General features: G+C 72.3%; 23 protein-coding genes. 14 read left to right on the plus strand and 9 right to left on the minus strand.

What is annotated here, in order from left to right; translation table 11 throughout:
- Positions 1 to 11 precede the first annotated feature (11 nt).
- The 6 genes from dxr to map are packed head-to-tail and all read left to right on the plus strand — an operon-like array spanning position 12 to position 7,334.
- On the plus strand, positions 12 to 1,271 hold the full coding sequence (gene dxr / locus LV79_RS27100; RefSeq protein WP_253841047.1) for a 1-deoxy-D-xylulose-5-phosphate reductoisomerase: 1,260 nt from the start codon (positions 12 to 14) through the stop codon (positions 1,269 to 1,271).
- 3 nt (positions 1,272 to 1,274) lie between these two features.
- The gene (locus tag LV79_RS27105; RefSeq protein WP_253841048.1) at positions 1,275 to 2,492 is read left to right on the plus strand and encodes a M50 family metallopeptidase; all 1,218 of its coding nucleotides are present in this window, start codon (positions 1,275 to 1,277) and stop codon (positions 2,490 to 2,492) included.
- 30 nt (positions 2,493 to 2,522) lie between these two features.
- Positions 2,523 to 3,686, plus strand: a complete 1,164-nt coding sequence (gene ispG, locus LV79_RS27110; RefSeq protein ID WP_253841049.1) for a flavodoxin-dependent (E)-4-hydroxy-3-methylbut-2-enyl-diphosphate synthase — start codon at positions 2,523 to 2,525, stop codon at positions 3,684 to 3,686.
- A gap of 49 nt (positions 3,687 to 3,735) precedes the next feature.
- Positions 3,736 to 4,593 carry a GNAT family N-acetyltransferase gene (locus tag LV79_RS27115; protein WP_253841050.1) on the plus strand — a complete coding sequence of 286 codons (858 nt, stop codon included), beginning with the start codon at positions 3,736 to 3,738 and terminating at the stop codon, positions 4,591 to 4,593.
- 56 nt (positions 4,594 to 4,649) lie between these two features.
- On the plus strand, positions 4,650 to 6,452 hold the full coding sequence (locus LV79_RS27120) for a penicillin-binding transpeptidase domain-containing protein (RefSeq protein ID WP_253841051.1): 1,803 nt from the start codon (positions 4,650 to 4,652) through the stop codon (positions 6,450 to 6,452).
- A gap of 24 nt (positions 6,453 to 6,476) precedes the next feature.
- Positions 6,477 to 7,334 carry a type I methionyl aminopeptidase gene (map, locus tag LV79_RS27125; protein ID WP_253841052.1) on the plus strand — a complete coding sequence of 286 codons (858 nt, stop codon included), beginning with the start codon at positions 6,477 to 6,479 and terminating at the stop codon, positions 7,332 to 7,334.
- Here the strand turns inward: map and LV79_RS27130 are convergent.
- Positions 7,321 to 8,022, minus strand: a complete 702-nt coding sequence (locus LV79_RS27130) for a hypothetical protein (RefSeq protein WP_253841053.1) — start codon at positions 8,020 to 8,022, stop codon at positions 7,321 to 7,323. The genes map and LV79_RS27130 overlap by 14 nt on opposite strands.
- A 53-nt stretch (positions 8,023 to 8,075) precedes the next feature.
- On the opposite strand from LV79_RS27130, the gene LV79_RS27135 reads away from it, so the two are divergent.
- Positions 8,076 to 9,593: a cobyric acid synthase gene (locus LV79_RS27135; RefSeq protein WP_253841223.1), complete on the plus strand. Its 1,518-nt coding sequence runs from the start codon at positions 8,076 to 8,078 to the stop codon at positions 9,591 to 9,593.
- 191 nt (positions 9,594 to 9,784) lie between these two features.
- Here LV79_RS27135 and LV79_RS27140 read toward each other — a convergent pair whose 3' ends face one another.
- The gene (locus LV79_RS27140) at positions 9,785 to 10,459 is read right to left on the minus strand and encodes a FadR/GntR family transcriptional regulator (protein ID WP_253841054.1); all 675 of its coding nucleotides are present in this window, start codon (positions 10,457 to 10,459) and stop codon (positions 9,785 to 9,787) included.
- A gap of 47 nt (positions 10,460 to 10,506) precedes the next feature.
- Between LV79_RS27140 and LV79_RS27145 the strand changes: the two genes are divergently transcribed.
- Positions 10,507 to 11,778 (plus strand): MFS transporter, encoded by a 1,272-nt coding sequence (locus LV79_RS27145; protein WP_253841055.1) that lies wholly within the window; start codon positions 10,507 to 10,509, stop codon positions 11,776 to 11,778.
- 178 nt (positions 11,779 to 11,956) lie between these two features.
- On the opposite strand, the gene LV79_RS27150 is transcribed toward LV79_RS27145, so the two are convergent.
- Positions 11,957 to 12,637 (minus strand): TetR/AcrR family transcriptional regulator, encoded by a 681-nt coding sequence (locus tag LV79_RS27150; protein ID WP_253841056.1) that lies wholly within the window; start codon positions 12,635 to 12,637, stop codon positions 11,957 to 11,959.
- 67 nt (positions 12,638 to 12,704) lie between these two features.
- Here LV79_RS27150 and LV79_RS27155 point away from each other — a divergent pair, with 67 nt between their 5' ends.
- Positions 12,705 to 13,814 carry an FAD-dependent oxidoreductase gene (locus LV79_RS27155; RefSeq protein ID WP_253841057.1) on the plus strand — a complete coding sequence of 370 codons (1,110 nt, stop codon included), beginning with the start codon at positions 12,705 to 12,707 and terminating at the stop codon, positions 13,812 to 13,814.
- Between the two features lie 7 nt (positions 13,815 to 13,821).
- Here the strand turns inward: LV79_RS27155 and LV79_RS27160 are convergent, their stop codons facing one another.
- Together LV79_RS27160 and LV79_RS27165 are read right to left on the minus strand one after the other, a co-directional pair.
- The gene (locus LV79_RS27160) at positions 13,822 to 15,219 is read right to left on the minus strand and encodes a mycothione reductase (protein ID WP_253841224.1); all 1,398 of its coding nucleotides are present in this window, start codon (positions 15,217 to 15,219) and stop codon (positions 13,822 to 13,824) included.
- Between the two features lie 88 nt (positions 15,220 to 15,307).
- Entirely contained in the window at positions 15,308 to 15,844 is a 537-nt protein-coding gene (locus tag LV79_RS27165) for a YbhB/YbcL family Raf kinase inhibitor-like protein (protein WP_253841058.1), read from the minus strand.
- Between the two features lie 137 nt (positions 15,845 to 15,981).
- Between LV79_RS27165 and LV79_RS27170 the strand changes: the two genes are divergently transcribed.
- The gene (locus LV79_RS27170; RefSeq protein ID WP_253841059.1) at positions 15,982 to 17,022 is read left to right on the plus strand and encodes a M48 family metallopeptidase; all 1,041 of its coding nucleotides are present in this window, start codon (positions 15,982 to 15,984) and stop codon (positions 17,020 to 17,022) included.
- Positions 17,023 to 17,065: 43 nt separating this feature from the next.
- On the opposite strand, the gene LV79_RS27175 is transcribed toward LV79_RS27170, so the two are convergent.
- Positions 17,066 to 17,281, minus strand: a complete 216-nt coding sequence (locus LV79_RS27175) for a hypothetical protein (protein WP_253841060.1) — start codon at positions 17,279 to 17,281, stop codon at positions 17,066 to 17,068.
- A 303-nt stretch (positions 17,282 to 17,584) separates the two neighbouring features.
- Positions 17,585 to 18,484 carry a M15 family metallopeptidase gene (locus tag LV79_RS27180; protein ID WP_253841061.1) on the minus strand — a complete coding sequence of 300 codons (900 nt, stop codon included), beginning with the start codon at positions 18,482 to 18,484 and terminating at the stop codon, positions 17,585 to 17,587.
- Positions 18,485 to 18,612: 128 nt separating this feature from the next.
- Here LV79_RS27180 and LV79_RS27185 point away from each other — a divergent pair, with 128 nt between their 5' ends.
- Together LV79_RS27185 and LV79_RS27190 are read left to right on the plus strand one after the other, a co-directional pair.
- Positions 18,613 to 19,377: a S1 family peptidase gene (locus LV79_RS27185; RefSeq protein WP_253841062.1), complete on the plus strand. Its 765-nt coding sequence runs from the start codon at positions 18,613 to 18,615 to the stop codon at positions 19,375 to 19,377.
- Positions 19,378 to 19,420: 43 nt separating this feature from the next.
- Positions 19,421 to 19,846, plus strand: a complete 426-nt coding sequence (locus LV79_RS27190; RefSeq protein ID WP_253841225.1) for a GNAT family N-acetyltransferase — start codon at positions 19,421 to 19,423, stop codon at positions 19,844 to 19,846.
- On the opposite strand, the gene LV79_RS27195 is transcribed toward LV79_RS27190, so the two are convergent.
- Complete coding sequence (locus tag LV79_RS27195; RefSeq protein WP_253841063.1) at positions 19,819 to 20,646, minus strand: class I SAM-dependent methyltransferase; 828 nt, start codon at positions 20,644 to 20,646, stop codon at positions 19,819 to 19,821. The genes LV79_RS27190 and LV79_RS27195 overlap by 28 nt on opposite strands.
- Before the next feature lie 42 nt (positions 20,647 to 20,688).
- Positions 20,689 to 21,849, minus strand: a complete 1,161-nt coding sequence (locus tag LV79_RS27200; protein WP_253841064.1) for an 8-amino-7-oxononanoate synthase — start codon at positions 21,847 to 21,849, stop codon at positions 20,689 to 20,691.
- A gap of 72 nt (positions 21,850 to 21,921) precedes the next feature.
- On the opposite strand from LV79_RS27200, the gene LV79_RS27205 reads away from it, so the two are divergent.
- Together LV79_RS27205 and LV79_RS27210 are read left to right on the plus strand one after the other, a co-directional pair.
- A complete protein-coding gene (locus LV79_RS27205; RefSeq protein ID WP_253841065.1) occupies positions 21,922 to 22,932 on the plus strand; it encodes a cobalt-precorrin-4/precorrin-4 C(11)-methyltransferase in 1,011 nt (336 codons plus the stop codon).
- 31 nt (positions 22,933 to 22,963) lie between these two features.
- Positions 22,964 to 24,130: a bifunctional cobalt-precorrin-7 (C(5))-methyltransferase/cobalt-precorrin-6B (C(15))-methyltransferase gene (locus LV79_RS27210; RefSeq protein ID WP_253841067.1), complete on the plus strand. Its 1,167-nt coding sequence runs from the start codon at positions 22,964 to 22,966 to the stop codon at positions 24,128 to 24,130.
- The last annotated feature ends 177 nt before the right edge of the window (positions 24,131 to 24,307 follow it).

Below are 24,307 nucleotides of genomic sequence, written 5' to 3' on the forward strand. Positions count from 1 at the left end.
AATGGGCGGTGATGACTGCATCCTTCGCGTCCGGTGGTCCCCGGCGCTCACTGCTCGTGCTCGGGTCGACCGGCTCGGTCGGCACCCAGGCGCTCGACCTCGTCGCGGCCAACCCCGACCGGTTCACCGTCGCGGGGATCGCCGCAGGCGGGTCCGACCCGGCCCTGCTGGCCGCCCAGGCCCTGCGGCACGGGGTCCGCGCGGTGGCCGTGACCAGGGCGACCGCCGCCTCCGACGTGCAGCTCGCGCTCTACGCCGCGGCGCAGGAGGCGGGCTACGAGCGCGGCGGCTTCACCCTGCCCAAGATCTTCGCCGGGCCGGACGCGGTCACCGAGCTGATCGAGGCGGTCCCCGCCGACATCGTGCTCAACGCGATCACCGGCTCCCAGGGCCTCGCGCCGACCCTCAAGGCGCTGGCCTCGGGCGCGACGCTGGCCCTGGCCAACAAGGAGTCCCTGGTCGCGGGCGGTGACCTGGTGCTGGCGGCGGCCAAGCCCGGGCAGATCGTCCCCGTCGACTCCGAGCACTCCGCGATGGCCCAGGCGCTGCGCGGCGGTCGCGCCGAGGAGGTCGACCGGCTGGTGCTCACCGCCTCCGGTGGGCCGTTCCGCGGCCGCACCCGCGCCGAGCTCGCCACCGTCACCGCCGAGCAGGCCATGGCGCACCCCACCTGGTCGATGGGGCCGGTCATCACCGTGAACTCCGCGACCCTGGTGAACAAGGCGCTGGAGCTGATCGAGGCGCACCTGCTCTTCGGCATCCCCTACGACCGCGTCGACGTCGTGGTCCACCCGCAGTCGATCGTGCACTCCATGGTCACCTTCACCGACGGGTCCACCCTCGCCCAGGCCAGCCCGCCGGACATGCGCCTGCCGATCGGGCTGGCCCTGGCGTGGCCGGACCGGCTGCCCGGTGCCGCCAAGGCCTGCGACTGGTCGAGCGCGTCCCAGTGGACGTTCGAGCCGCTCGACCACGACACGTTCCCCGCCGTGCGGCTGGCCCGCGCCGCGGGGGAGACCGGTGGCTGCCTGCCCGCCGTGTACAACGCCGCCAACGAGGAGGCCGTGGCCGCGTTCCTCGGAAAAGACACCACCTTCACAGCCATCGTGGACACTGTGAGCCGGGTACTCGACGACGCCGCCGCCTGGCACGGCGCGCCGCGCGAGGTCGAGGAGGTGCTCGCCGCCGAGCACTGGGCCCGCGCCCGTGCGCGAGAGCTGCTCGCGGTGACTGCTGCCCCGCGCGCCGCCGCGGGGCCGGGAAGGGACTGACACGTGTTGGTTTGGCTGCTGGGGCTCGTGCTGTTCGCGCTGGGGATCTGCCTGTCGGTCGCGCTGCACGAGGCCGGGCACATGCTCACCGCCAAGGCGTTCGGCATGCGGGTCCGCCGCTACTTCATCGGCTTCGGCCCGACGCTGTTCTCCTTCCGCAGGGGGGAGACCGAGTACGGGCTCAAGGCGATCCCGGCGGGCGGGTTCTGCGAGATCGCGGGCATGACCGCGCTCGACCCGGTGACCCCGGAGGAGGCGCCGCGCGCGATGTGGCGCTTCGCCACCTGGAAGCGCGTGGTCGTGCTGGCCGCGGGGTCCATCACGCACTTCATCGTCGGCTTCATCATCCTGTACCTGATGGCCGTCACCATGGGCCTGCCCAACACCTCCGACCGCGCGCTGGTCGGCACCACCTCGTGCGCCGCCCCCACCCAGGACCCGGTGACCCTCAAGTACGCCGAGTGCGCCCCGGGCGCGGTGTCGCCAGCCGCCGCGGCGGGTATCCAGGCCGGTGACGAGATCGTCAGCCTCAACGGCCAACCGGTGGGCTCCTGGAAGGAGCTCATCGGCAAGATCCGCGGCCTGAGCGGGCAGAACACCTTCGTCGTCGAGCGCGACGGCGAGCAGCGCACGCTCACCGTCGACATCGCGACCGTCCAGCGCGTCGGGCTCGACTCCAAGCCGGGCAGCACGGACAACAAGCTCACCGAGGTCGGCGCGATCGGCGTCTCGCAGGGCAGGTACTTCGAGTACGGGGTGGCCTCCGGGTTCTCCGGCGCGGTCGTGTTCACCGGCGAGATGTTCGCCGCCACCTGGGAGGGCCTGATGCGCTTCCCGGAGAAGATCCCGGCGGTGATCAGGGCCATCGGCGGCGAGGACGACCCGGAGCGGCCGGTCAGCGTGGTCGGCGCCAGCATCATCGGCGCGGACGCCGCCGAGCAGGGCATCTGGGAGATCTTCGTCCTGATGCTGGCGATGCTGAACTTCTTCGTCGGCGTGTTCAACCTGCTGCCGCTGCTGCCGCTCGACGGCGGCCACATCGCCATCTCGCTCTACGAGCGGGTCCGCGACGCGCTGCGCAAGCTGCGCGGCAAGGCCCCCGCGGGTCCCGTCGACTACAACAAGCTGGCCGGGGTCACGATGGTCCTGGTCATCATCGGCGGCGCGATCGTGCTGCTCACCGTCACCGCCGACATCGTCAACCCCATCCGGCTGCAATGACACACCAGTGAAGACAGCAGAGAGGTCCACATGCCCGACGTGATGCTCGGCATGCCCGCCACCCCGCCACCGGTGCTCGCGGAGCGCCGCAAGACCCGTCAACTGCAGGTGGGGCCGGTCGGGGTGGGCAGTGAACACCCGATCTCGGTGCAGTCGATGACCACCACGGTCACCGCCGACGTCAACGCGACCCTGCAGCAGATCGCGGAGCTGACGGCGGCGGGCTGCGACATCGTCCGGGTCGCCTGCCCGTCGCAGGACGACGCCGAGGCGCTGGCCGCGATCGCGGCCAAGTCGCAGATCCCGGTGATCGCCGACATCCACTTCCAGCCCAAGTACGTCTTCGCCGCCATCGAGGCGGGCTGCGCGGCGGTGCGGGTCAACCCGGGCAACATCCGCAAGTTCGACGACCAGGTCAAGGAGATCGCCCAGGCCGCCAAGGACCGGGGCACGCCCATCCGGATCGGCGTCAACGCGGGCTCGCTCGACCCGAGGCTGATGGCCAAGTACGGCAAGGCGACCCCGGAGGCGCTGGCCGAGTCGGCGCTGTGGGAGGCGTCGCTGTTCGCCGAGCACGACTTCCACGACATCAAGATCTCGGTCAAGCACAACGACCCGGTCGTGATGGTGCGCGCCTACGAGCTGCTCGCCGAGCAGTGCGACTACCCGCTGCACCTCGGGGTCACCGAGGCCGGTCCGGCGTTCCAGGGCACCATCAAGTCCGCGGTGGCCTTCGGCGCGCTGCTGCGCCAGGGCATCGGCGACACGATCCGGGTGTCGCTCTCGGCGCCGCCGGTCGAGGAGGTCAAGGTCGGCGCGCAGATCCTGCAGTCGCTGAACCTGCGCCCGCGCAAGCTGGAGATCGTGTCCTGCCCGTCGTGCGGTCGGGCCCAGGTGGACGTCTACAAGCTCGCCGAGGAGGTCACCGCGGGCCTCGAGGGCATGTCCGTGCCGCTGCGGGTCGCGGTGATGGGCTGCGTGGTGAACGGACCTGGGGAGGCCCGCGAGGCCGACCTGGGAGTGGCCTCCGGCAACGGCAAGGGGCAGATCTTCGTCCGCGGCCAGGTGATCAAGACCGTGCCCGAGGCGCAGATCGTGGAGACGCTGATCGAGGAGGCCATGCGGTTGGCCGAGGAGATGGGCGAGCCGCTCGACGGCGAGACCGGGGCACCGACCGTCGTCGCGGTCGGCTGACCGGGTGCGTGCGTTTTCCCGCCCGCGCGGTTTCTGGCACGCTTGAGTGGTGTTGCGGCTAGCGGGAGCGCGACTGCTCGATGAGCGGGACGGCCAGGCGGTGCGCGCGGTGCTCACCGCCGACCCGGTCGCGTCCTGCATGGTCGCCGCACGGGTGGAGACGGCCGGGCTGGACCCGTGGCGCCTCGGTGGTGAGCTGTGGGGCTGCGACGCGCGCGGCCTGCGCGGTGCGAGCAGGCTCGAGGCGGTGTGCTTCGCGGGCCCGAACCTGATCCCGTTGCGCGGCAACCGGTCGGCGTTGCGCTCGTTCGCCGACCGGGCGCTGCGGCGCAGGCGGATGTGCTCGTCGATGGTCGGTCCCGCCGAGCAGGTGCTCGGGTTGTGGGCCGAGGTGGAGGCCGAGTGGGGACCGGCCCGCGAGGTGCGGGCCGACCAGCCGCTGATGTCGATCTCCACGACCCCGCTGGTGGCGCCGGACCCCCAGGTGCGCCAGGTGCGGCCGGACGAGCTGGACCGCTACCTGCCCGCCGCGGTGCGCATGTTCATCGAGGAGGTCGGCATCGACCCCCGGGTCGGTGACGGCGGCGCCGGGTACCGGGCCAGGGTGGCCGAGTTGATCGCCGCGGGCCGCGCGTTCGCCCGGTTCGACGGCGGCGAGGTGGTGTTCAAGGCCGAGATCGGCGCGGTGTCCAGCGCGGTCGGGCAGATCCAGGGCGTCTGGGTGCACCCGGACCGCCGTGGTCACGGCCTCGGCGCGACCGGCACGGCCGCGGTCGTCCGGCGGTTGGTCAGTGGCATGGGTCGCACCGCGAGCCTCTACGTCAACGGCTACAACGCGCCCGCCCGCGCGGTGTACGACCGGATCGGGTTCACGCAGGTCGGGCAGTACGCCACCGTGCTGTTCTGAGCGGGCCTGTGGATGGTTCCCGCCGCGGCGCCCGCCGGATTGGGCATACTGCGGCCGTGCGTGCCTCACTCCGTCGCCCCGCCGCGTTGCTCGTGGCGCTGGTGACCGTGCTCCCGCTCTCGGCCTGCGGCCTGTTCGGGTCCGACGCGGATCCGCAGGACGCGGCGAACCAGTTCGTCGCCGCGTTCGCGGGCGGCGACACCGCGACCGCCTCCGGCCAGACCGACGCGCCTGACTCCGCGCGGGCGCTGATGGACAAGGTGCGCGGCGCGCTCAAGCCGTCGACGGTGATGGCGCAGGTGACCAGGGTGGACGCGTCGGAGAACAACACGAAGGCCACCTACAAGCTCACCTGGGACCTGGGCCGGGGCCGGTTGTGGACCTACGACTCGGCGTTCGAGCTGCGCAGGCAGGACGACGTGTGGAAGGTGCACTGGGAGCCGACGGTGCTGCACCCGAAGCTGGCCGTCCAGCAGACCATCGCCGTGCAGGACGCCGAGGCGCAGCTGGCGCCGGTGCTCGACCGCGATGGCGAGCCGGTGCTGCAGCCGGAGCGGGTGGTCTCGGTGCTGTTCGAGCCGGAGAAGGCGGGCGACGCCAACGCGATCGCCGGTGAGCTGGCCAAGGCGCTGTCGGGGATCGACGCGTCGATCACCACGCAGAGCATCCTCGACGGCGCGGCCAAGGCACCGGGGCAGCCCTACCAGGTGGTGGCGCTGCGCGACGGCGACTACCAGAAGGTGCGGTCGCTGATCTACGAGCTCCAGGGCGTCCGGTTCACCGCCTCGTCGCGGCTGCTCGCGGTCGACCGCAAGCTCGCCCCGGCGCTGCTGCCGAACCTGCGCAAGGTCGTCGAGGAGCAGGTGCAGGGCAAGGCGGGGTGGCGGGTGTACACCGTCGACAGCGCGGGCGCGGAGGGGGAGGAGCTCTACGCCAAGGCCGCGGAACCGGCCAAGGCGGTGCAGTTAGCGCTGAGCAAGAAGGCGCAGAACGCGGCCCAGGCGGCGATCGCGGGGGAGGCGACGCCGTCGATGGTCGTGGCCATCCAGCCCTCAACCGGTGAGGTGTTGGCCGTGGCGCAGAACGAGGCCGCGGACAAGGAGGGCGCGCTGGCGCTCACCGGCCGCTACCCACCCGGGTCGACTTTCAAGATCGTCACCGCTGCCGAGGCGGTCGCGTCCGGCAAGGCCACCGCGGACACGCCGCTGGGCTGCCCCGGCACGACCGTGATCGATGGGCGGGAGATCCCCAACAGCGGCAAGTTCGACAAGGGCGTCATCCCGCTGCGCAACGCGTTCGCGTTCTCCTGCAACACCACCTTCGCCGAGCTCGCGCTGGCGATGGGGCCCGACGACCTCACCGACATGGCCAAGAAGCTGGGCCTCGGCGTGGACTTCGTGGTGCCGGGTGTCACCACCATCACCGGGTCGGTGCCGCCCGCCAGCGGCAAGACCGAGCGCGCCGAGGACGGGTTCGGCCAGGGCAAGGTGGTGGCCAGCCCGTTCGGCATGGCGGTGGTCGCCGCGTCGGTCGCCTCGGGCTCGGTGCCCAAGCCGGTGCTGGTGCGCGGGGTCGAGACGAAGTCCGACGCCGCGGGCGACCCGGTTCCCAGCGCCGCCTTGGAGTCGGTGCGCGGCATGATGGCCGAGGTGGTGGCGAGCGGGACGGCCACCGCGCTCAAGCCCTACGGGGACGTGCGCGGCAAGACCGGCACCGCCCAGTTCGGCGACGGGACGCACTCACACGGGTGGTTCGTCGGGTACCGGGGCGATGTGGCGTTCGCGGTGCTGCTGACCGATGTGGGGCAATCGGGTACCGCCGTGCAGGCGGCGGGCCGGTTCCTGGCCGCCCTGGGCTGATCGGGGGGTCGTAGGGTGGGGGCCATGTCCGTTCGCGCCCCGTTGACGCCCGGCGTGCAGACGCCCCGCCGCGTCGTGCCGTCCACCATCGTCCGGCCCGAGTACGTCGACCGGCCCGCGCCCGCGCGCAACACCGACCCGTGGGTGCAGCCGCCGGAGATCATCGAGGCGATGCGGGTGGCGGGCCGCGTCGCCGCCCAGGCGCTGCAGGAGGGCGGCAAGGCCGTCAAGCCGGGCGCCACGACCGACGACGTCGACGCCGTGGTGCACGAGTTCCTGCTCGACCACCGCGCCTACCCCTCGACCCTGGGCTACCGCGGTTTCCCGAAGTCGTGCTGCGTCTCGCTCAACGAGGTCATCTGCCACGGCATCCCGGACTCGACGGTGATCGAGGACGGCGACATCGTCAACATCGACGTGACGGCCTACCTCGGCGGCGTGCACGGCGACACCAACGCGACCTTCCTCGCCGGTGACGTGCGCGAGGAGGCGCGGCTGCTGGTGGAGCGCACGCACGAGGCGACCATGCGCGCCATCGCCGCGGTGCGCCCCGGCCGCGAGTTCAACGTGATCGGCCGGGTCATCGAGAAGTACGCCAAGCGCTTCGACTACGGCGTGGTGCGCGCGTTCACCGGGCACGGCATCGCCCGGTCGTTCCACAGTGGACTCGTGGTGCTGCACTACGAGGACCTCGGCGACCGGACGGTGATCGAGCCGGGGATGACCTTCACCATCGAGCCGATGATCACCCTCGGCGGCATCGACTACGACATGTGGGCCGACGACTGGACCGCGACGACCAAGGACAAGTCGTGGACCGCCCAGTTCGAGCACACCCTCGTGGTCACCGACACCGGCGCGGAGATCCTCACCCTCCCGTAGGCCCGAGCAGCGCCGCCAGCACCAGCCGCGCGACCGGCTCCGGGTCGGTCGCGACGGCCAGGTGGTGCAGGTCGGCCTGGGTCACCGGCCAGCCCAGTGCCCGCGCGGCGTCGGCGTCGGCCCGGTGGTCGGCCGAGAGCCGGGCGTAGGCGCTCGGCCCGGTCCACTCGACGGTGGGCCGGGGCTCCTTGAGGAACACCAGCGGGACCTCGGGCGCCTCGTCGGTGATCTCGGCGCGCAGGGCGTCGTCGGCGATCCCGGCGAGCGGGTCGGTGCCCGACCACCTGGTCCAGCGCGGCAGCAGGCCGTCGCGGACGTGCCCGCGCAGGGCGGCGTACTCGTCGGGCCGTTCGTCGCGCCAGGCGCGGCCCGGGGTGGGCAGGTCGGCGTCGAGGTAGAGCAGGCACCGCACGTCGTCCTCCAGCGCCTCGGCGAACGCGGGCAGCAGCGGACCGGCCGCGCCGTGCCCGACGAGCGCCACCGGCCCGCTGAGGGCCTCGTCGGACAGCGCGTCGGCGAACGCGCCGATCAGCCGCTGGTGCACCGGCGCGGCGGCCACACTGGGTTGCAGGTCGAGCAGGACGGTCGGGTGGCCGAGGGCGGCGAGGCCGTCGGCGAGCGGGCGGAGGCTGGCGGGCCCCAGGTACGGGCTGTGCACCAGGACTGCGGTGACCGCTTCGACGGGCATAAACGAAGATGATGGCAGTCGCGCGGACGTGGCGGGGAGGGGACGCGCACATGGTGGGAGCTCTGCTGGTCGCTGGTACGACCTCGGACGCCGGTAAGAGCGTCCTGGTCGCGGGTCTGTGCCGGTGGTTGGCCAGACAGGGCGTGCGCGTCGCCCCGTTCAAGGCCCAGAACATGTCCAACAACTCGATGGTGACGTTCGACGGTGGAGAGATCGGGCGTGCGCAGGCCGTGCAGGCCGCCGCGTGCGGTCTAGAGCCCAGCGTCAGGTTCAACCCGGTGCTGCTCAAGCCTGGCTCGGATCGCACCTCCCAGGTTGTCGTGCTCGGTAGGCCTACCGGCTTCGCGTCGGCAATGTCCTACCGGGAAAGAAAAGCCGACCTCATGCAGACAGTCCTGACGACCCTTGAAGGGCTCCGCGCGGAGTTCGAGGTCGTCGTGTGTGAGGGCGCGGGTTCCCCTACCGAGATCAACCTGCGTGCCAACGACATCGCCAACATGGGACTAGCGCGTGCGGCAGACCTGCCCGTGCTCGTGGTGGGGGACATCGACCGCGGTGGCGTCTTCGCGCACCTCTTCGGCACCCTCGCGCTGCTCGACGCCGCCGACCAGGCCTTGATCGCGGGCTTCGTGATCAACAAGTTCCGGGGTGATCCCGCTCTCCTGGCGCCCGGGTTGGACCAGCTGCACGACCTGACCGGGCGTCGCGTGCTCGGGGTGCTGCCGTGGCGCGAGGAGTTGTGGTTGGACGCGGAGGACTCGTTGTCCTACGCGGCCGATGGCGTGGTGGGACGGCCCGCGCCGCCGGTGGGGTCGCAGTGGCTGCGGGTCGCCGTGGTGCGGTTGCCGCGCATCTCCAACGCGACCGATGTGGAGGCGCTGGCCTGTGAACCAGGGGTCTCGGTTCGGTTCGTGACAGAGCCGTCGCGTTTGGCCGACGCGGACCTGGTGGTGCTACCGGGCTCGAAGTCGACGGTGGACGACCTGGCGTGGTTGCGGCGCACCGGGTTGGCGGACGCCATCGTGTCTCACGCTGACCGTGGCCTGCCGGTGCTCGGTGTGTGTGGTGGCTTCCAGATGCTCGCTCGGCGGATCGTGGACCACGTCGAATCGGGAGCGGGCGAGGTCGACGGGCTGGGTCTGGTGGACATCGATGTGGAGTTCGAGCCGGAGAAGACCCTGGACCGGCCGACCGGTGTGGTGTTCGGCGAGCCCGCGACGGGGTATGAGATCCACCACGGTCGGGTCGTCCGGCGTGGCGACGTGCCGGGTTTGGTGACCGTGGACGGCGAAACGACTGAGGGAGCCGTCGCGGGCGCGGTGCTGGGCACGCACTGGCACGGGCTGCTCGAGAACGACGCCGCGCGCCGCGCGTTCCTCAGGTGGGCGGCCGAACGGGCAGGTCGGGACGGGTTCCGCCCGGCCGCCGACGTCGACTTCGCCGCGGCCAGGCAGGCGCAGCTCGACCTCCTCGGTGACCTGGTCGCCGAGCACCTGGACACCGCGGCCGTCCACCGGCTCATCAGCGACGGCGCGCCACAGGGGCTGCGTGCGCTGCCGCCGGGTGCCTAGCCGCCGTCCACATCCCGGTTGTCCACACGGAGTTGTCCACAACAGCGGAAACTGTCCACAGGGCGAACCGGGGACTGGCACGCCCGCTCCCGCTCCACGACGCTGGACCGTGTCGGCAGTGCTGTACGAGCAGTTCGGGAAGTTCTGGGGAAGGGGAGTCGGGGGAGATGCGTGGGGAACAGGGGCGCCGGTCAGTCGGTGTCGAGGTCGGCGATCAGCTCGTCCAGGAAGCCCGCGGCCTCGGCGGCGGCGCGGTCGGTGTCCTGGTCGCGGATGGCCGAGAGCAGCCGCTGGTGGTCGACCGTGGCCAGGCTGGGGCGGGTGCTCACCGTGCTGGCGACCGAGGCGCGGACGACCTCGGTGAGGCCCTGGTAGAGCTCGGCCAGCAGCGGGTTGTGCGAGCACCGGACGACGGCGAGGTGGAAGGCGGCGTCCTGGTCGATGCCGACTTCGTAGTCCTTGGCCGACATCGAGTGGTCGCGGGCGTCGAGCAGCTCGGTGAGCTCGTCGAGCTCGTCCTCGGTCCGGTTGCCCGCGGCGAGCCGGGCGCCCTCGACCTCCAGGGTGCGCCGCACCTGCAGCACGTCGCGCAGCTCGGTGCCCGCGAGCCTGCGCACCGCGCCGGAGAACTCGCTGGTGGCGCGGACGAAGGTGCCGTCACCCTGGCGCACCTCCAGCAGGCCCGCGTGCGAGAGCGCGCGGACCGCCTCGCGGACGGTGTTGCGCCCGACGCCGAGGGCGGTGACCAGCTCAGGCTCGGTCGGGATGCGCTCGCCGACCTTCCACTCCGCGCTGGTGATCGCCGCGCGCATCTGCTCGATCACCTGGTCGACGAGGCCGGAACGCCGGGTAGTGGCCAACGGCACAGCGCCATCCTTTCAGCAAGACTTCCTCGGTTCGGGGTACTTGTCCCATGACGCCGCACCGCGGGCGTGGCGCCAGGGACGTCCAGATTGCCACGTCGACCCCGCCCCGTGGGGGCCGGTCGGCCCACCAGGCCGGAAACACTGCCCTCGCGTCCAGCCGGGCGACGGCCCTGATCGGTACCACGCTGCTCGTCATCGGGGTCGCCCTCGCCGCGGCGAACCTGCGACCCGCGGTGACCAGTCTCGCATCCGTGCTGGAGCAGGTGCGCGGGTCCGTCGGCGCCAGCCACGCCTGGGCCAGCGCGCTGACCGCGCTCCCGGCGCTGTGCTTCGGCGCCGCCGGTGTGCTCGCGCCCCGGCTGAACAGGCACTTCGGCCTGGCCAGGGCGGTCGGCGGCGCGCTCGTGCTGCTGACCACCGGGCTGGCGCTGCGGGTGGTCGACGGGGCGGTGGTCGTGCTCAGCGGCACACTGCTCGCCTGCGCGGGCATCGCCTTGGGCAACGTGCTGATCCCGGTCGTGATCAAGCAGTCCTACCCGGACCGGCTGGGTGTCGTCACCGGCGTGTACATGGGCGCGCTGGCCGGTGGTGGCGCGCTCGGCGCGGCTCTGACCCCGTCGATGGCGGACGCGACGGGCAGTTGGCGGCTCGCGCTGGGCGCGTGGGCGCTGCTCGCGGCCGCGGCGGTCGTGCTGTGGGTGGCGGGCGCCCGCCACGCCGACGTGGTCGCCGCGCAGCCACCGCCACCGCGCCGGTCGCTGCTGCGCAACAGGCTGGCGTGGACCGTGACGGTGTTCTTCGGCCTCCAGGCCCTGGTCGCGTACGTGATCATGGGCTGGCTGCCGGAGGTGCTCATCGAGTCCGGCGTCGACCGCACCACGGCAGGGCTCTACCTGGCGATCTGCACCCTGTTCGGGGTGCCGACCGGGCTGTTCCTGCCGCCGTTGGCGGTGCGGATGCGGTCCCAGTCACTGCTGATCGCGGTGCTGACCCTCATCGGGGGCCTTGGCATCGTCGGCCTGCTGATCGCCCCCGGCGCGGCCCCACTCGCCTGGACCGTCCTCGCGGGGTTCGGCATGGGCGTCTTCCCCCTGGTCATCACCGTCATCGCCCTGCGCACCGACCACCCAGCCGACACCGCGTCCCTCTCCGCGATGGCCCAATCCCTCGGCTACCTCTTGGCCGCCTGCGGCCCGTTCCTCTTCGGCCTACTCCGCGGCATCACCGGTGGCTGGACAGCCTCCCTGGTCCTCGTCCTGGCGGTGACAGTCATCCAGGCAGCCGTCGGCTACGCCGCAGGCCGCCCCCGCACGGTCTAGCGCCCGTCCCCCGCGGCGACTCCGTCGACGAAGGATGGTGAGTCAGGCTGGCAGCGGGCGCTGTGCGCGGTCGCAGTGGCTGTGGCAGACGCGGTCGGGTGGCTGACAGACAGGGTCCGCGACGGTCGGCTGCATGGTCCTCGTTTGTGGGCCGTGGCTTCGCTGACCGTGTGTGGGGTCAGTGGGTGGCGCGGGGTGCGATGCCGTCGAGGAGGAAGTTGAGGCCCGCGAGGAAGGTTTCGTCGGCGTTCAGGTGGGGGCCGTCGTGGACAACGGTGGCTAGGGCGGGGAATTGGCCGTTGGCGAGGGTTCGCTGCAGGTAGGGGCCGTGGGTGACTTGCCACTGGCGCTTGTCCATGCCGGAGGCGCGTTCCGCGCGTCGCTCGGCGATCTCCCGGCGGATCGCGCCGATCACGTAGGCGTTCACCGCGGAGACGGCGGGTACGACCGTGCCCAGGTCGACCCCGTCCATCGCGGACAGCACGGACTCGCTGGTGGCCAGGGTGTTCGGGCCGAGTTGGGGGCGGCCGCCGAGGAGGTCGGCGAGCCACTCGTGCCGGTGGGCGGCCGCTCGGGTGGTGCTGGCGAGGGAGTGCAACACCTCCCGCCAGCCGTCGCCGGTGGGGCGGATCTCGGCGTGGACGGCGTCGACCATGAGGTCGAGCAGGTCCTCCTTGGTGGCGATGTAGCCGTAGAGCCGCATCGGCCCGACGCCGAGTGCCGCGGCGACCTTGCGCAGGGACACGGCGTCCAAGCCGTCCGCGTCGGCCAGGTCGATCGCGGCTCGGACGATCCGGTCCCGGCTCAGCGGCGCGGGCGCCGGTCGGTCCGGAGGCTCCGGCTGCTCCCACACCACCATGCCGCTGACAATACAGTGCACGGGTCGATACGCTGTATCGGGAGAGACGGTGTATCGGAGGAGGGCCATGACCATCGCGATCATCGGCGCCGGTATGGGCGGCTTGGCGCTCGCCCGGGTGCTGCACGTCCACGGCATCGACGCTGTCGTGTACGAGCGGGAGCCCGCGCGCGGCACCCGTGACCAGGGCGGCATGCTCGACATCCACTCCGGTCAGGAGGCTCTGCGCGAGGCCGGTCTGACCGACCAGTTCCTCGCGATCGCTCGCGGCGCAGGCCAGGACATGCGACTGCTCGAACCGGACGGCACCCTCCTGCTCCAAGAGGACACTCCCGACGACGCCCCGCTCTCACGGCCCGAGGTGGACCGCGCCGATCTGCGCGCCATGCTGCTGGACTCCCTGCCCGAGCACGCGGTGCGCTGGGGCCACCAATTCGACTCCGCCGACAACGGTGTGCTGCGCTTCGTCGGCGGCGGGAGCACGACCTACGACCTGCTCGTCGGCGCCGACGGTGCGAACTCCCGGGTCCGCGCCCTGGTCACCGACGCCCGACCCGCGCACATCGGTCAGCACATCGTCGAGCTGGGGATCCCCGATATCGACCGCACCCGCCCCGACCTCGCGGCGATGGTCGGTCGAGGCAACTACTGGGTGCTCGGCGACGGGATGTCCCTGGCGGCGCAGCGCAACGGCGACGGTCGGGTCCGCGTCGGCCTCAGCTTCTACAACACCGCCGAGGACTGGTTCGCCACCAGCGCGATCCCGTTCGACGACCCGCCCGCCGCCCGCGCGCGGCTGATCGACCTGTTCAGCGGCTGGGACGCGCGGTTCACCGAGTTGATCGCGGCCTGCGACGACACGGTCGTGCCACGGTCGATCTCCACGCTCCCGGTCGGCCTGACCTGGCCGTCGGCGCCGGACGTCACGCTGGTCGGCGACGCCGCGCACCTCATGCCGCCGGTGGGCGAGGGCGCCAACATGGCCCTGCTCGACGGTGCCCGGCTCGGTCTCGCCCTGGCCGCGCGCCCGCACGACATCCCCGCCGCCGTCGAGGAGTACGAACGCGAGATGTTCGAGCGCACCGGCGCCGCGGCCCGGATGTCCGCGCGCATCCAGGAAATGCTGACCTCGCCGGGCGCGGCCCGCAGGATGCTCGCGTTCTTCCAGCCCGGCTGAGGGCGGCCTACTCCGGGAAGGGGAGGTTGAGCAGGGCGTTCTCCACGACCTCCGGCATGCCGGGGTGGATCCAGTACTGGCCGCGGGCCATGGTCTTGGCGTCGAGGCCGAAGGTCATCGCCTGGATGATCGGCTGGATCAGGGTGGGGGCCTGGGGGCCGATGATGTGCGCGCCGAGGATCTGGGCGGTGTCGGGGTCGGCGAGGACCTTGGCGAAACCGGTCTCGTCCTCCATGGCCCAGCCGTAGGCGATGCCGCCGAAGGTGTGCGTCGAGGCGATCCACCGGATGCCGCGGCGTTCGGCCTCCTGCTCGGTGAGGCCGACCGAGGCGATCTGCGGGGACGTGAACACCGCGTGCGGCACGAACCGGTGGTCGGCGGCCACCGGGTCCTCCGGGTGCAGCAGGTTGTGCTGCACGACCTTGGCCTCGTGGTTGGCCACGTGCTTGAGCTCGTACGGCGAGCTGATGTCGCCGAGCGCCCAGACCCCGTCGGCGGTGGTCCGCTGGTACTCGTCGACGACCACGTGGCCGCTGGGCGCGGTGTCGATCCCGCCCGCCGCCACGTCGAGCTGGTCGCCGTTGGGGGTGCGGCCGGTGGCCACCAGCAGCAGGTCCGCGTCCACGGTCTCCGCGCCGTTGGGGCCTTCCAGGTGCAGCCGGACACCGCCGTCGTGGTTCTGCGCGCGCAGGGTCTTGCGGTCGAGCCGGACGTCCCAGCGCTGCTGGGCGAGTTCGGTGAACCGGGTGCTGACGTCGCGGTCCTCGGCGCGCAGCAGGGCGCCGGAGCGGGCGACGACGGTCACCTCGACGCCGAAGGACGAGAACACGTGCGCGAACTCGGCCGCGATGAAGCCGCCGCCGAGCACCACCAGCCGTCGGGGCAGGGCCGGGACGCGCATGATGGTGTCGCTGGTGTGGAACGGGACGTCGCGGATGCCCTCGATGTCCGGGACGGTCACGCGGCCACCGGCGGCGAGCACGACGCGGTCGGCCGTGATGGTCTCGGCGGCCGAGCCGTCGTTCGGGGTGATCTCCAGCGTGCGGTCGCCGGTGAACCGGGCGTTGCCCGCGTACACGGTCACGTTGGCGTTGTCCGGGTGTTGCGTCCGGTAGGTCTGCCCGCCCGCGGCGATCGGGTCGATCCGGCCGAAGATCCGGTCCCGGATGTCGGCCCAGCGGACGCCGTCGAGCGTCGTGTCCACGCCGAGGCACGCCGAGTGCCCGGGCACCGCGGCCAGGTCGGCGGCGTGCACGAACATCTTGGTCGGGATGCAGCCGACGTTCAGGCAGGTCCCGCCGAACACCCCGCGTTCGACCATCGCCACCCGCCAGCCCGCGAAGCGGGGGTCGAGCAGGGAGTTCCCGGAGCCGGTCCCGATGATCACCAAGTCGTAGTGCGCCACGACCCCATCCAACCCCATGACCCCGGTCCCGCATTCCCGCGCGCCGGATCCGGGCGACCCCGGCGGGGCCGCCCGCGGCGGTGGTGGCTCAGTGCGCGTAGGTCGGCGTGATGATGGCCCTGGCCAGGGTGTGGAAGGCCAGGTTGAAGCTGACCACCGAGGCGCTGGAGTCCTGGTCGACGTCCAGCCGCTCGACGTCTACGGCGTGCACCACGAAGTAGTACCGGTGCACCTGGTCGCCCTGCGGCGGGGCGGCGCCGCCGTAGCCGCGGGTGCCGAAGTCGGACCGCACGTGGAACGCGGCACCGGGCAGGGCGTCGTCGTCGGCGCCCGCGCCCTCGGGGAGCCCGGTGGTGTCGGCCGGGAGGTTGACCGCGACCCAGTGCCAGAACCCGCCCGGGATGGGGGCGTCGGGGTCGAAGCAGGTGACCACGTAGCTCTTGGTGCCCTCGGGGGCACCGCTCCAGGTCAGCTGCGGGGACACGTTCTCCCCGCCCGCCGAGTCGTGCACGTGCCGCGCGGCCAGCGCCTCGCCGTCGCGCACGTCGGTGGAGGTGGCGGTGAACGAGCCGACCTGGGGCAGCAGCTCGTAGGGATCGGGTGCGACCGGGCGGTCCAGGCTCATCGGCATACCTCGCAGCCAGTGGGTGATCTTCCGGGGCCGAATCTAGTCCGGCCCGCCCACCGCCGCCTTCGCGCGACTGCGCCAAACGGACCGCGGACGGGCCTACTGTGGGGGTAGACACCCGGGGAGGAAGACCAGTGACCGACAATTCCGACGTCTCGCGCTCGACCAGCAGGGTTCGGTTCCCGCGGATCAGCCCACGCGCCTACGAGCACCCGGCCGACCGCGGCGCCATGGCGGGCCTGCGCGCGGTGCCCGGCCTGTCCGAGGTGCTCAAGTCCGTCGCGGGGCTGTTCAGCGAGCGCGGTGAGCGGCTGCTGGCCCTCGCCTCGGCCATCCGCGTCGGCGAGAAGCAGTACCCCAAGATCGACCAGCTGCGCCGCGAGACCGCTGAGGTGCTAGACCTGGACACGGTGCCCAACCTGTTCGTCCAGCGCGACCCGGTGGCCAACGCGATGGCCGTCGGCATCGACGAGCCGTTCATCGTGGTCACCACCGGCCTGGTCGAGGCGGTGGACTCCGAGAGCCTGCGCTTCGCCATCGGCCACGAGATGGGCCACATCCTGTCCGGGCACGCGGTGCTGCGCACCATCCTGCTGCGGCTGCGCACCCTGCAGCACTCGATGGCGCTGCTCCCGCCGGGCGCCCTCGCGCTGCGCGCGATCCTCGCCGCCCTCAACGAGTGGTACCGCAAGGCGGAGCTGACGGCGGACCGCGCGGGCCTGCTCGCGGGCCAGGACCCGGCCGCGGCGCTGCGCACACACCTCTACCTGGCGGGCGCCACCGACCTGACCCAGATCGACATCCCCTCGTTCCTGCAGCAGGCCAAGGAGTACGAGGAGGTCGACGACATCCGCGACTCCATCCACAAGCTGCGCAACGTCGAGGGCATGTCGCACCCGTTCGCCGTGGTCCGCGCCGCCCAGTTGCAGCGGTGGGCCGCCTCCGACGAGTACCGCGACATCCTCACCGGCCAGTACCTGCGCCGCGACGACGACGCCCCGACCAGCAACCTCGGCGACGACCTGCGCTCGGCGGCCAAGTCCTACAAGGAGTCCTTCGCCACCTCGGCCGACCCGCTGGTCAGCATCCTCAACACCGTCGGCTCCACCATCACCGACACCGCGGGCAAGGTCTTCAGCAAGTTCTCCACCCCGCGCGCGGACACCCCCAACTAGCGCTCCGGGGCGGCGGTCGGTCCCGCCGCCCCCGAGCCGCGAGTCAGGAGCGGGTGCGCCTGGGTCGGTGCTGCCACCAGCCGATCGCCGTGGCGGCCAGCACCATCAGCGTCGCGGCCCCGGTGGCCACCAGTGCGGCCACGCCCATGTGCTGCCAGGTCGGTGCCGGGTAGGGGAACCCGACCGCGAACCACAGCAGCCACACGGCGAGGAACAGCCATCGCCTGCCGGTATGCGGGGCTGTGTTCGTGCTCGTCACCACCGGTCCTCCTCCAGCGATCAGGTCGCTGTGCGTCACCATCGGTTTCGGCGTGCGGTGCCCGTCGCGACCTCGGCGCGGGGGTGGACACCGTTGGGGCGTCTGGTCGACAACCCCGCGTTCGGGTTGTGCGCGGTCCCCATCAGGGTCGCCTGTCCTGTGCGCAGCGTTACACGTCCCAGCGCTTGGTGATCACCCGCGTGGGGCCCACACGATCATCTGCGCGGCGCCGACGCGATCTTCGCCCCGGGATGGCCGCGGGGTGCAATGTGGCGACAAAGCCGGACGTGACCGGGAGCCGCGTCAGCCCCCGGTCGAGCTGAAGTGCTGTCGGTCGACCGGGGACGTCCACGTCCCGCCCCAGGTCCAGCCGATGCCCGCGAACGCGCGGACCACGGCGTCGCCCGGGTACAGCATCCCCGGTCGCTTCCGTCCTCTGTCCACATAGGACGAGGCAAGCTCGGGCAGCACCAGTTTCCCCTTGGTGTAAGGGTTGCAGAACGGGTTGACGTCGATCGCGAGGCCGTAGGCGTGGGCCGACCAGGTCGTGCCGGTGCGCACCGCGCGGCAGACGAACGCGCCGGTGTTGTTGCCGTCCCCGGTCGGCGCGAGGTCCAACTCGGGCAGCGCGGTCACCCGCATCTCCTCCAGCGGGAACCGGACGGCGAACAGCGTCGCGAACACCGTGGTCACGTCCTGCGCGACCCGGGCGTTGACGATCATCTCCCCGGTGTGCGCCTTGCCGTCGAACCCCCAGAACGACATCGTCAGGTAGCGCAGCTGCGCCCTGGTCACCGGGCACCCGGGCTGCCAGGTGCTGCGCCGCAACACCGCGTCCGGCACCTCTGACACCGTCGCGGCGTACCGGCCGTCGGTGGGCGGTGGGAGGACGTCGCGCGTCGGCAGCGACCGGTTCACCAGGACCGGGGGAGTGGGCAGCACCTTCCCGAACCCGTCCGGTCCCAGCGGCAGCGGGCTCGCGCCGACAACCCAGGTCTCCGGCGCCCGCGTCGTCGTCGGTTGGGCGGGCGGCGCGACCGGAGTGGTGGTCACCGGCGGCTCGGTCGTGGTCGGCGCGGTGCTGGTGCTGACCGAGGACTCGCTGGTCGGGGGCGTCGCCGTGGCGCTGGCCGCGCGCTGCTGTTCGGGGGTCACGCACCCGGCGGCGAGCAGCAGGCACAGGGCGGGCAGGAGGCGGCGCACGTCCCCAGCATGCCGTACCCGGAAAGTTCCACCCGTTCGAGCGACAGCGCAGAGTAACCGTTCGACCGCGATTTGACCTACCGTGTCGACCTGCCGATCCCCGCAACCCCACCCGACAGGAGACACCCATGGGGCGCTACGCCCGCCGCATCCTCGGTGCCCTGGCCGCCGTCGCGATCCTCGTCGCGCTGCTCGGCCAGATCTTCCGCGCCGACGCCAGCGAGCAGATCGTCGGCGGGCAGCGCGTCCCGATCGCCGACCACCCCTACGTCGTGTACCTGGCCACCACCAACGGGTTCCAGTTCTGCGGCGGCACCCTCACCGGCCGGGACAAGGTCGTCACCGCCGCGCACTGCGCCAAGGCCTACCCCCGCGAGCGCGTCGTCGTGGTCGCGGGCCGCGAGGACAAGCAGGGCGCCGAGGGGATGACCGTCGCGGTCAAGGACATCTGGGTGCACCCCGACTACCAGGACGTCACCCAGGGTGATGACGTGGCTGTTCTCACCCTGGCCGAGCGGGTGCCCTACCGGCCGCTGCCGCTGGCCGCCGACCGCGCGATCTACGCCCAGGACGCGCCCGCCGCGATCCTGGGCTGGGGTCGGGTGTCCGAGACCGGCCCGGCCTCGCGCTACCTGCTCGGCGCCGAGGTCCGGCTTGTCTCCGACGCCGAGTGCTCCGTCGACTACGACAGCTTCCTCGACGCCTCGATGGTCTGCGCGGGTCTTCCCGAGGGCGGTATCGACACCTGCCAGGGCGACTCCGGCGGCCCTCTAGTGGTTGACGGCCGACTCGTCGGCATCTCCTCTTGGGGCCAGGGCTGCGCGGAAGCGGGCAAGCCCGGTGTCTACACCCGCGTGGCCGCCTACGCGGACTTGATCGCCGACCACCTGTGATATCCAGGTCGGCGTGACGCTCCACGCCGTTCCCGGGCCCGAGATGACCGCGGCCGACCTCTATGCCGTGCTTGAGCTGCGGCACCTCGTGTTCGTGGTGGAACAGGTCTGCCCGTACCCCGAGTTGGACGGCCGCGACCTCCTACCCGACACGGTGCACCTGTGGTGGCAACCGGATTCGACGCCCTTGTCCTACCTGCGCGTGTTGGGCGCACCGGACTCTGAGCGCCGCGTCGGTCGCGTGTGCACGGCCGCGACCGCACGCGGCACCGGCTTGGGCAGCAAGCTCATGGCCGCCGCCATAGACCTCATCGGACCGGACGAGAGCGTCCTAGACGCGCAACTGCCCGCCCAAGCCCTCTATGCGCGTTTCGGCTACCTGCCCGAGGGTGAGCCGTTCGACGAGGACGGGATCCTGCACATCCGCATGCGCCGCCCCGGTCAGTCCCGTACGGCCACCAGCGTGTAGCTCGCCGCGAGCCGCTCCGGCGCCTCGGTGAGCCGCCACTCGCCGTCGGCGGACTCGGTCATCTGGCCGGGCAGCGCGTTCCACGGGACGCTGTCGTGCTCGTCGAGCCGCACCAGCCGCAGCCCCTCGGCCAGCAGCGCGGTCACGATCTCGCCGAGCCCGTGGTTCCAGGTGTGGCTGCCGCCGTGGGTGAACGTCGCGTCGGTGGCCACGTAGGTGTCGTACTCCTCGAACACCAGCGGCTCGGCGTGCTCGAAGTACGGGTAGCGCAGCACCGGCTCGGTGGCCTTCTCGTCGAGCGCCCACAGCAGCGGGTGCGTCTCCCGCAGGAACAGCCGCCCGCCCGGGCGCAGCAGCCCCGCCACCACCGCGGCCCACCGGGTGATCGACGGCAGCCAGCACAGCGCCCCGATGCCGGTGTAGACGAGGTCGTGGCCGCCGGGCTCCAGCACGTCGAGCGCGGCGTACACGTCGGACTCGTGGAAGTCGACGGCGTCACCGGCGAGCGCGCGGGCCTGGCGCAGCGACTCGGCGGAGAAGTCCAGGCCGCTCATCCGCGCCCCGAGCCGGGCGAGCGAGAGCGTGTCGGTGCCGATGTGGCACTGCAGGTGCACGCCGCGCAGCCCGGTCAGGTCGCCGAGCCGGGGCCGGTCGAAGCGGACCACGTCGCTCAGGTGGGTCGGGTCGGCGCGGAACCGCTCGACGCCGTAGTCGGCGGACGCGGCGTGGGCGGGGGCGCGTTCGTCCCACCTGGCCTTGTTGACCGCGATGGAGGCCAGCGGGTCCGGTGCGTTGTCCATCAGCCGCATGATCCGGCCCGCCCGGCCCGCCGTCGAGCCGGTTTACCGGGGCGCGCAGCGGGTGATCACGTCGACCGCCCGGTCGATGTCGCCCTCGGTGAGGTCCGCGCGCGCGGTGAGCCGGAGTCGGGAGATCGAGTCCGGGACCGACGGCGGCCGGAAGCAGCCCACCCACACACCAGCGGCGCGGCAGTCGTTCGACCACGCGAGTGCCGCGTCGGGGGAAGGCGCGCGCACCGAAACCACCGCGGCGGCAGGATCGCTCACCGACAACCCGGCGGCCTTAAGTCTCTCCGCGAGCGTTTGCGCTACCTCCAGCACACGGGTCGCACGGTCTGGTTCTTCCTTCAGCACGTTCAACGCGGATAGCGCTGCCGCCACGCTGCTCGGGGCCAAGCCGGTGTCGAAGATGAAGCTGCGCGCGTTCTCGACCAAGTGCTTGATGACCCGGCGCGGTCCCAGTACCGCGCCCCCTTGCGCGCCAAGGGCTTTCGACAGCGTCACCGTGGTCACCACGTCCGGCGCGCCCGCGAGCCCTGCCGCCGGTACCGCGCCGCGACCGCCCTCACCGAGCACACCGAGGCCATGCGCGTCATCGACGATCAGCGCTGCCTTGTTCTCCCGGCACAACTGCGCGAGTTCGGCCAACGGAGCCAGGTCACCGTCAACGCTGAACACGGAGTCGGTGACATAGATGGCGCGTTCGGTCCGACGCGTCGAGAGCGCGCGCCCTGCCGCGGCTGGGTCGCTGTGCCCGACCACCGCCACCTCGGCGCGCGACAACCGGCAACCGTCGATCAGCGAGGCGTGGATCGCGGAGTCCGTGACGATGGAGCAGTTCTTGCCCGATAGCGCTGTCACCGCGCCCAGGTTCGCGGCGAACCCGGAGGAGAACACCAGCGCGGACTGGGTGCCGCAGAACCGGGCGAGCTCGAACTCCAGCTCGCTGTGCAGCTCCGTCGTCCCGGTCACCAGCCGTGACCCGGTCGCCCCCGCGCCCCAGCGCAGCGTCGCCGCCGCTGCCGCCCCGGCCACCCGCTTGTCCCTGGCCAGCCCCAGGTAGTCGTTGCCCGCGAGGTCGAGCAGGTCGGAGTCGTACCCGCGCGGCCGCAGCTGCCTGCTCAACCCGGCCCTGCGGCGGTCGTCGGCGTGCGCGTCGAGCCAGTCGAAGACCTGCTCCACGGGGCTGGGTGCGTCGTTCACGCCGCGAGTCTGACACCGGCCGCCGCTCGGGGTGCCCAGGGGGCCGACCGGGCCGGACGATACGGTCGGGCCATGCGTGGCGCCGTGAGTTTCGTGGGAGCTGGACCGGGGGCGGCCGACCTCATCACCCTGCGCGGAGCGGCCAGGATCGCCGAGGCGGACCTGGTGCTCTACACCCCGAGCGCGGTCGACCCGCTGTGGCTGCGCGAGCACACCAGGGCCGACGCCGACCTCGTCGACCACGCCCGCCTCGGCGCCGACGAACTCGCCGAGCTCCTCCGCAGGCTCGCCAGCCGCCACCACCGCGCCGTCCGGCTCGTCGCCGGTGATCCCGCGCACTGCCCGGACCTGCGCGAACAGCGGGAGCTGTGCGCGCGGCTCGGCCTGGACACCGAGGTGGTGCCCGGGGTGTCGCCGGTGTCGGCAGCGGCGGCCGCGACCGGGAACGCGCTGGTCGAGACGGCGGGCGCCGACACCGTGGTGCTCACCGAGGCCGACTTCGAGCGGGTCCGCGAGCTCGCCGCCGACGGGCGCACGGTCGCCGTGCAGGCCCCGGCCGCGCGCGCCGCCGAACTCGTCGAGGCGCTGCTGTCCGCCGGGCTGGACCCGGAGGTGCCGGTGGTGGTCGCGCACAAGGTCAGCTGGGCCGACGAGACGCTGCTGCGCACGACGGTCGGCGAGCTCGTCGCGGAGGTCAAGCGCGCCAACCTGTGGCGGCACGCGCTGTTCCTCGTCGGCGACGCCCTGCGCCAGGCCAAGCCGAGGGCGGGCTACGCGCCGCGCGAGACCGAGACCGGCAAGCGGTGGACGTCGCGGTCGTGGCGCTCGACCGGCACGTGGTCGCGCCGGTCGTTCCCGGAGCCCGATCCGGTCGTCGCCGAGCCGGAGCCCGACGACGTGGACCTCGCCGCGGACGCCCCGGTCGAGCCGGTGGTGGACGCGGCCGAGCCCGTGCGGGTGGAGTCCGTGCCCGAGGTCCCGGTCGCGTCGCAGCCCGATCCGGTCGTCAAGCGGCCCGCGGTGACCAAGAAGCAGCCCGCGCGCACGGCGAGGAGTGGCGCACGGCGCGGCGCGAAGAAGTGAGTCCCGTTCACGGGCGTGGTCGAATACCGCTATGACGGTGACCGTGGTTGGCGGCCAGGCAGGACTCGAGCGCGGCGTGCTCGACGCGGCGGACCTGGTCGTCGGCCCGAGAGCGCTGCTCGGGGACTACGCGGGGTCGGCGCGGGTGATCGAGTCCGCTGGACCGCTGAGCGCCGAGGTGATCGACTCCCTCGCGGCCGCGTCCGCCGCGGTTCTCGTCGTCTCCGGCGATCCCGGGTTCTTCGGTGACCTGCGGGTGCTGCGCGAGCGCGGGATCCCGGTCGTGGTGCGGCCCGGCGTGACCGACGTGCAGCGCCTGGCCGCGCTGCTGCGCAGGCCGTGGGACGACATCACCGTCGTCAGCGCCGCAGGCCGCGACTTCCGGCACGCGGTGAACGTCTGCCGCGCCCGCAAGGCCGTCGCCGTGCTGACCGCCCCCGGTGCCGGACCCGCTGAACTGGCAAGGGAACTGCGCGGGTGGCGGCGTGCGATCGCGGTGCTCGAGGACGTCGGCGGCCCGGCGGAACAACTGTCCGTTGTGGACGTCACCGAGGCCGAGCGGCGGCGCTGGCGCGAGCCGAACCTGGTGCTGTGCCTGACCTCCATCGACGCCGTGGGCACGGCGAGGTGGATCGCCGGTGGTGAACCGGTGCCCCCGGCCGACGGGTGGGCGTTGCCCGAAAGCGCTTTCGCCACCCGTGCGGGAGTCGGCACGCCGTCGGAGGTCGCCGCGTTGGTGTTGGCCAGGCTCGCCCCGCGTCCGGGAACACTGGTGTGGGACGTGTGCGCGGGCTCCGGCGCCGTCGGCATCGAGGCGGCCCGCCTCGGCGCGGCCGTGATCGCCGTCGAGCGCGACGCGGGCCTGTGCGTGCGCATCGTCGCCAACGCCGCCGCGCACGACGTCGACATCCGGCTCGCCGACGGCGAGGCGCTGACCGACCTCCCCCGACCGGACTCGGTGTTCCTGGCCTCCTCCCGCCCGGACCTCCTGCGCACCTGCGCCGCCGTCGGCGCCGGTCGCGTCGTGGTCCTGGTGCCGGAACTCGACCGCGTCACCGAGACCCGCGACACCCTCGCGGGCGCGGGCTACGAGGTCGACGGCTGCCACCTCACCACCGCGCGCCTCACCCCCACCGCCGACGGCGCCACCTCGCTCACGCCGATCACCGCCACCACCCTCGTCTGGGCGGCCCGCTGACCCGTTGTCACGGTGTGTCTCCACTCGTACACGTTCAGTGGTCCGCTGTGCGAACTGGTCCACAGCGCGGGCACGGCGACGTGACCAGATCGATCCATTGACCGTCGGGACCCCGAGATCGGTCGCGGCGGTGGGCGGTTGGTGGATCGACGGGGCGCGTACGGACTCGTTGGCATT

It is taken from the genome of Actinokineospora globicatena, from assembly GCF_024171945.1.
Taxonomy (GTDB): Bacteria; Actinomycetota; Actinomycetes; order Mycobacteriales; family Pseudonocardiaceae; genus Actinokineospora; species Actinokineospora globicatena.

What these genes read in the sequence shown, in the direction of transcription:
- dxr (WP_253841047.1), top strand. Translation starts at nt 12, where the DNA reads ATGACTGCATCCTTCGCGTCCGGTGGTCCCCGGCGCTCACTGCTCGTG.
- ispG (WP_253841049.1), top strand. Translation starts at nt 2,523, where the DNA reads ATGCCCGACGTGATGCTCGGCATGCCCGCCACCCCGCCACCGGTGCTC.
- map (WP_253841052.1), top strand. Translation starts at nt 6,477, where the DNA reads ATGTCCGTTCGCGCCCCGTTGACGCCCGGCGTGCAGACGCCCCGCCGC.
- LV79_RS27130 (WP_253841053.1), bottom strand. Translation starts at nt 8,022, where the DNA reads ATGCCCGTCGAAGCGGTCACCGCAGTCCTGGTGCACAGCCCGTACCTG.
- LV79_RS27145 (WP_253841055.1), top strand. Translation starts at nt 10,507, where the DNA reads ATGACGCCGCACCGCGGGCGTGGCGCCAGGGACGTCCAGATTGCCACG.
- LV79_RS27150 (WP_253841056.1), bottom strand. Translation starts at nt 12,637, where the DNA reads ATGGTGGTGTGGGAGCAGCCGGAGCCTCCGGACCGACCGGCGCCCGCG.
- LV79_RS27155 (WP_253841057.1), top strand. Translation starts at nt 12,705, where the DNA reads ATGACCATCGCGATCATCGGCGCCGGTATGGGCGGCTTGGCGCTCGCC.
- LV79_RS27165 (WP_253841058.1), bottom strand. Translation starts at nt 15,844, where the DNA reads ATGAGCCTGGACCGCCCGGTCGCACCCGATCCCTACGAGCTGCTGCCC.
- LV79_RS27185 (WP_253841062.1), top strand. Translation starts at nt 18,613, where the DNA reads ATGGGGCGCTACGCCCGCCGCATCCTCGGTGCCCTGGCCGCCGTCGCG.
- LV79_RS27190 (WP_253841225.1), top strand. Translation starts at nt 19,421, where the DNA reads ATGACCGCGGCCGACCTCTATGCCGTGCTTGAGCTGCGGCACCTCGTG.
- LV79_RS27195 (WP_253841063.1), bottom strand. Translation starts at nt 20,646, where the DNA reads ATGGACAACGCACCGGACCCGCTGGCCTCCATCGCGGTCAACAAGGCC.
- LV79_RS27205 (WP_253841065.1), top strand. Translation starts at nt 21,922, where the DNA reads ATGCGTGGCGCCGTGAGTTTCGTGGGAGCTGGACCGGGGGCGGCCGAC.
- LV79_RS27210 (WP_253841067.1), top strand. Translation starts at nt 22,964, where the DNA reads ATGACGGTGACCGTGGTTGGCGGCCAGGCAGGACTCGAGCGCGGCGTG.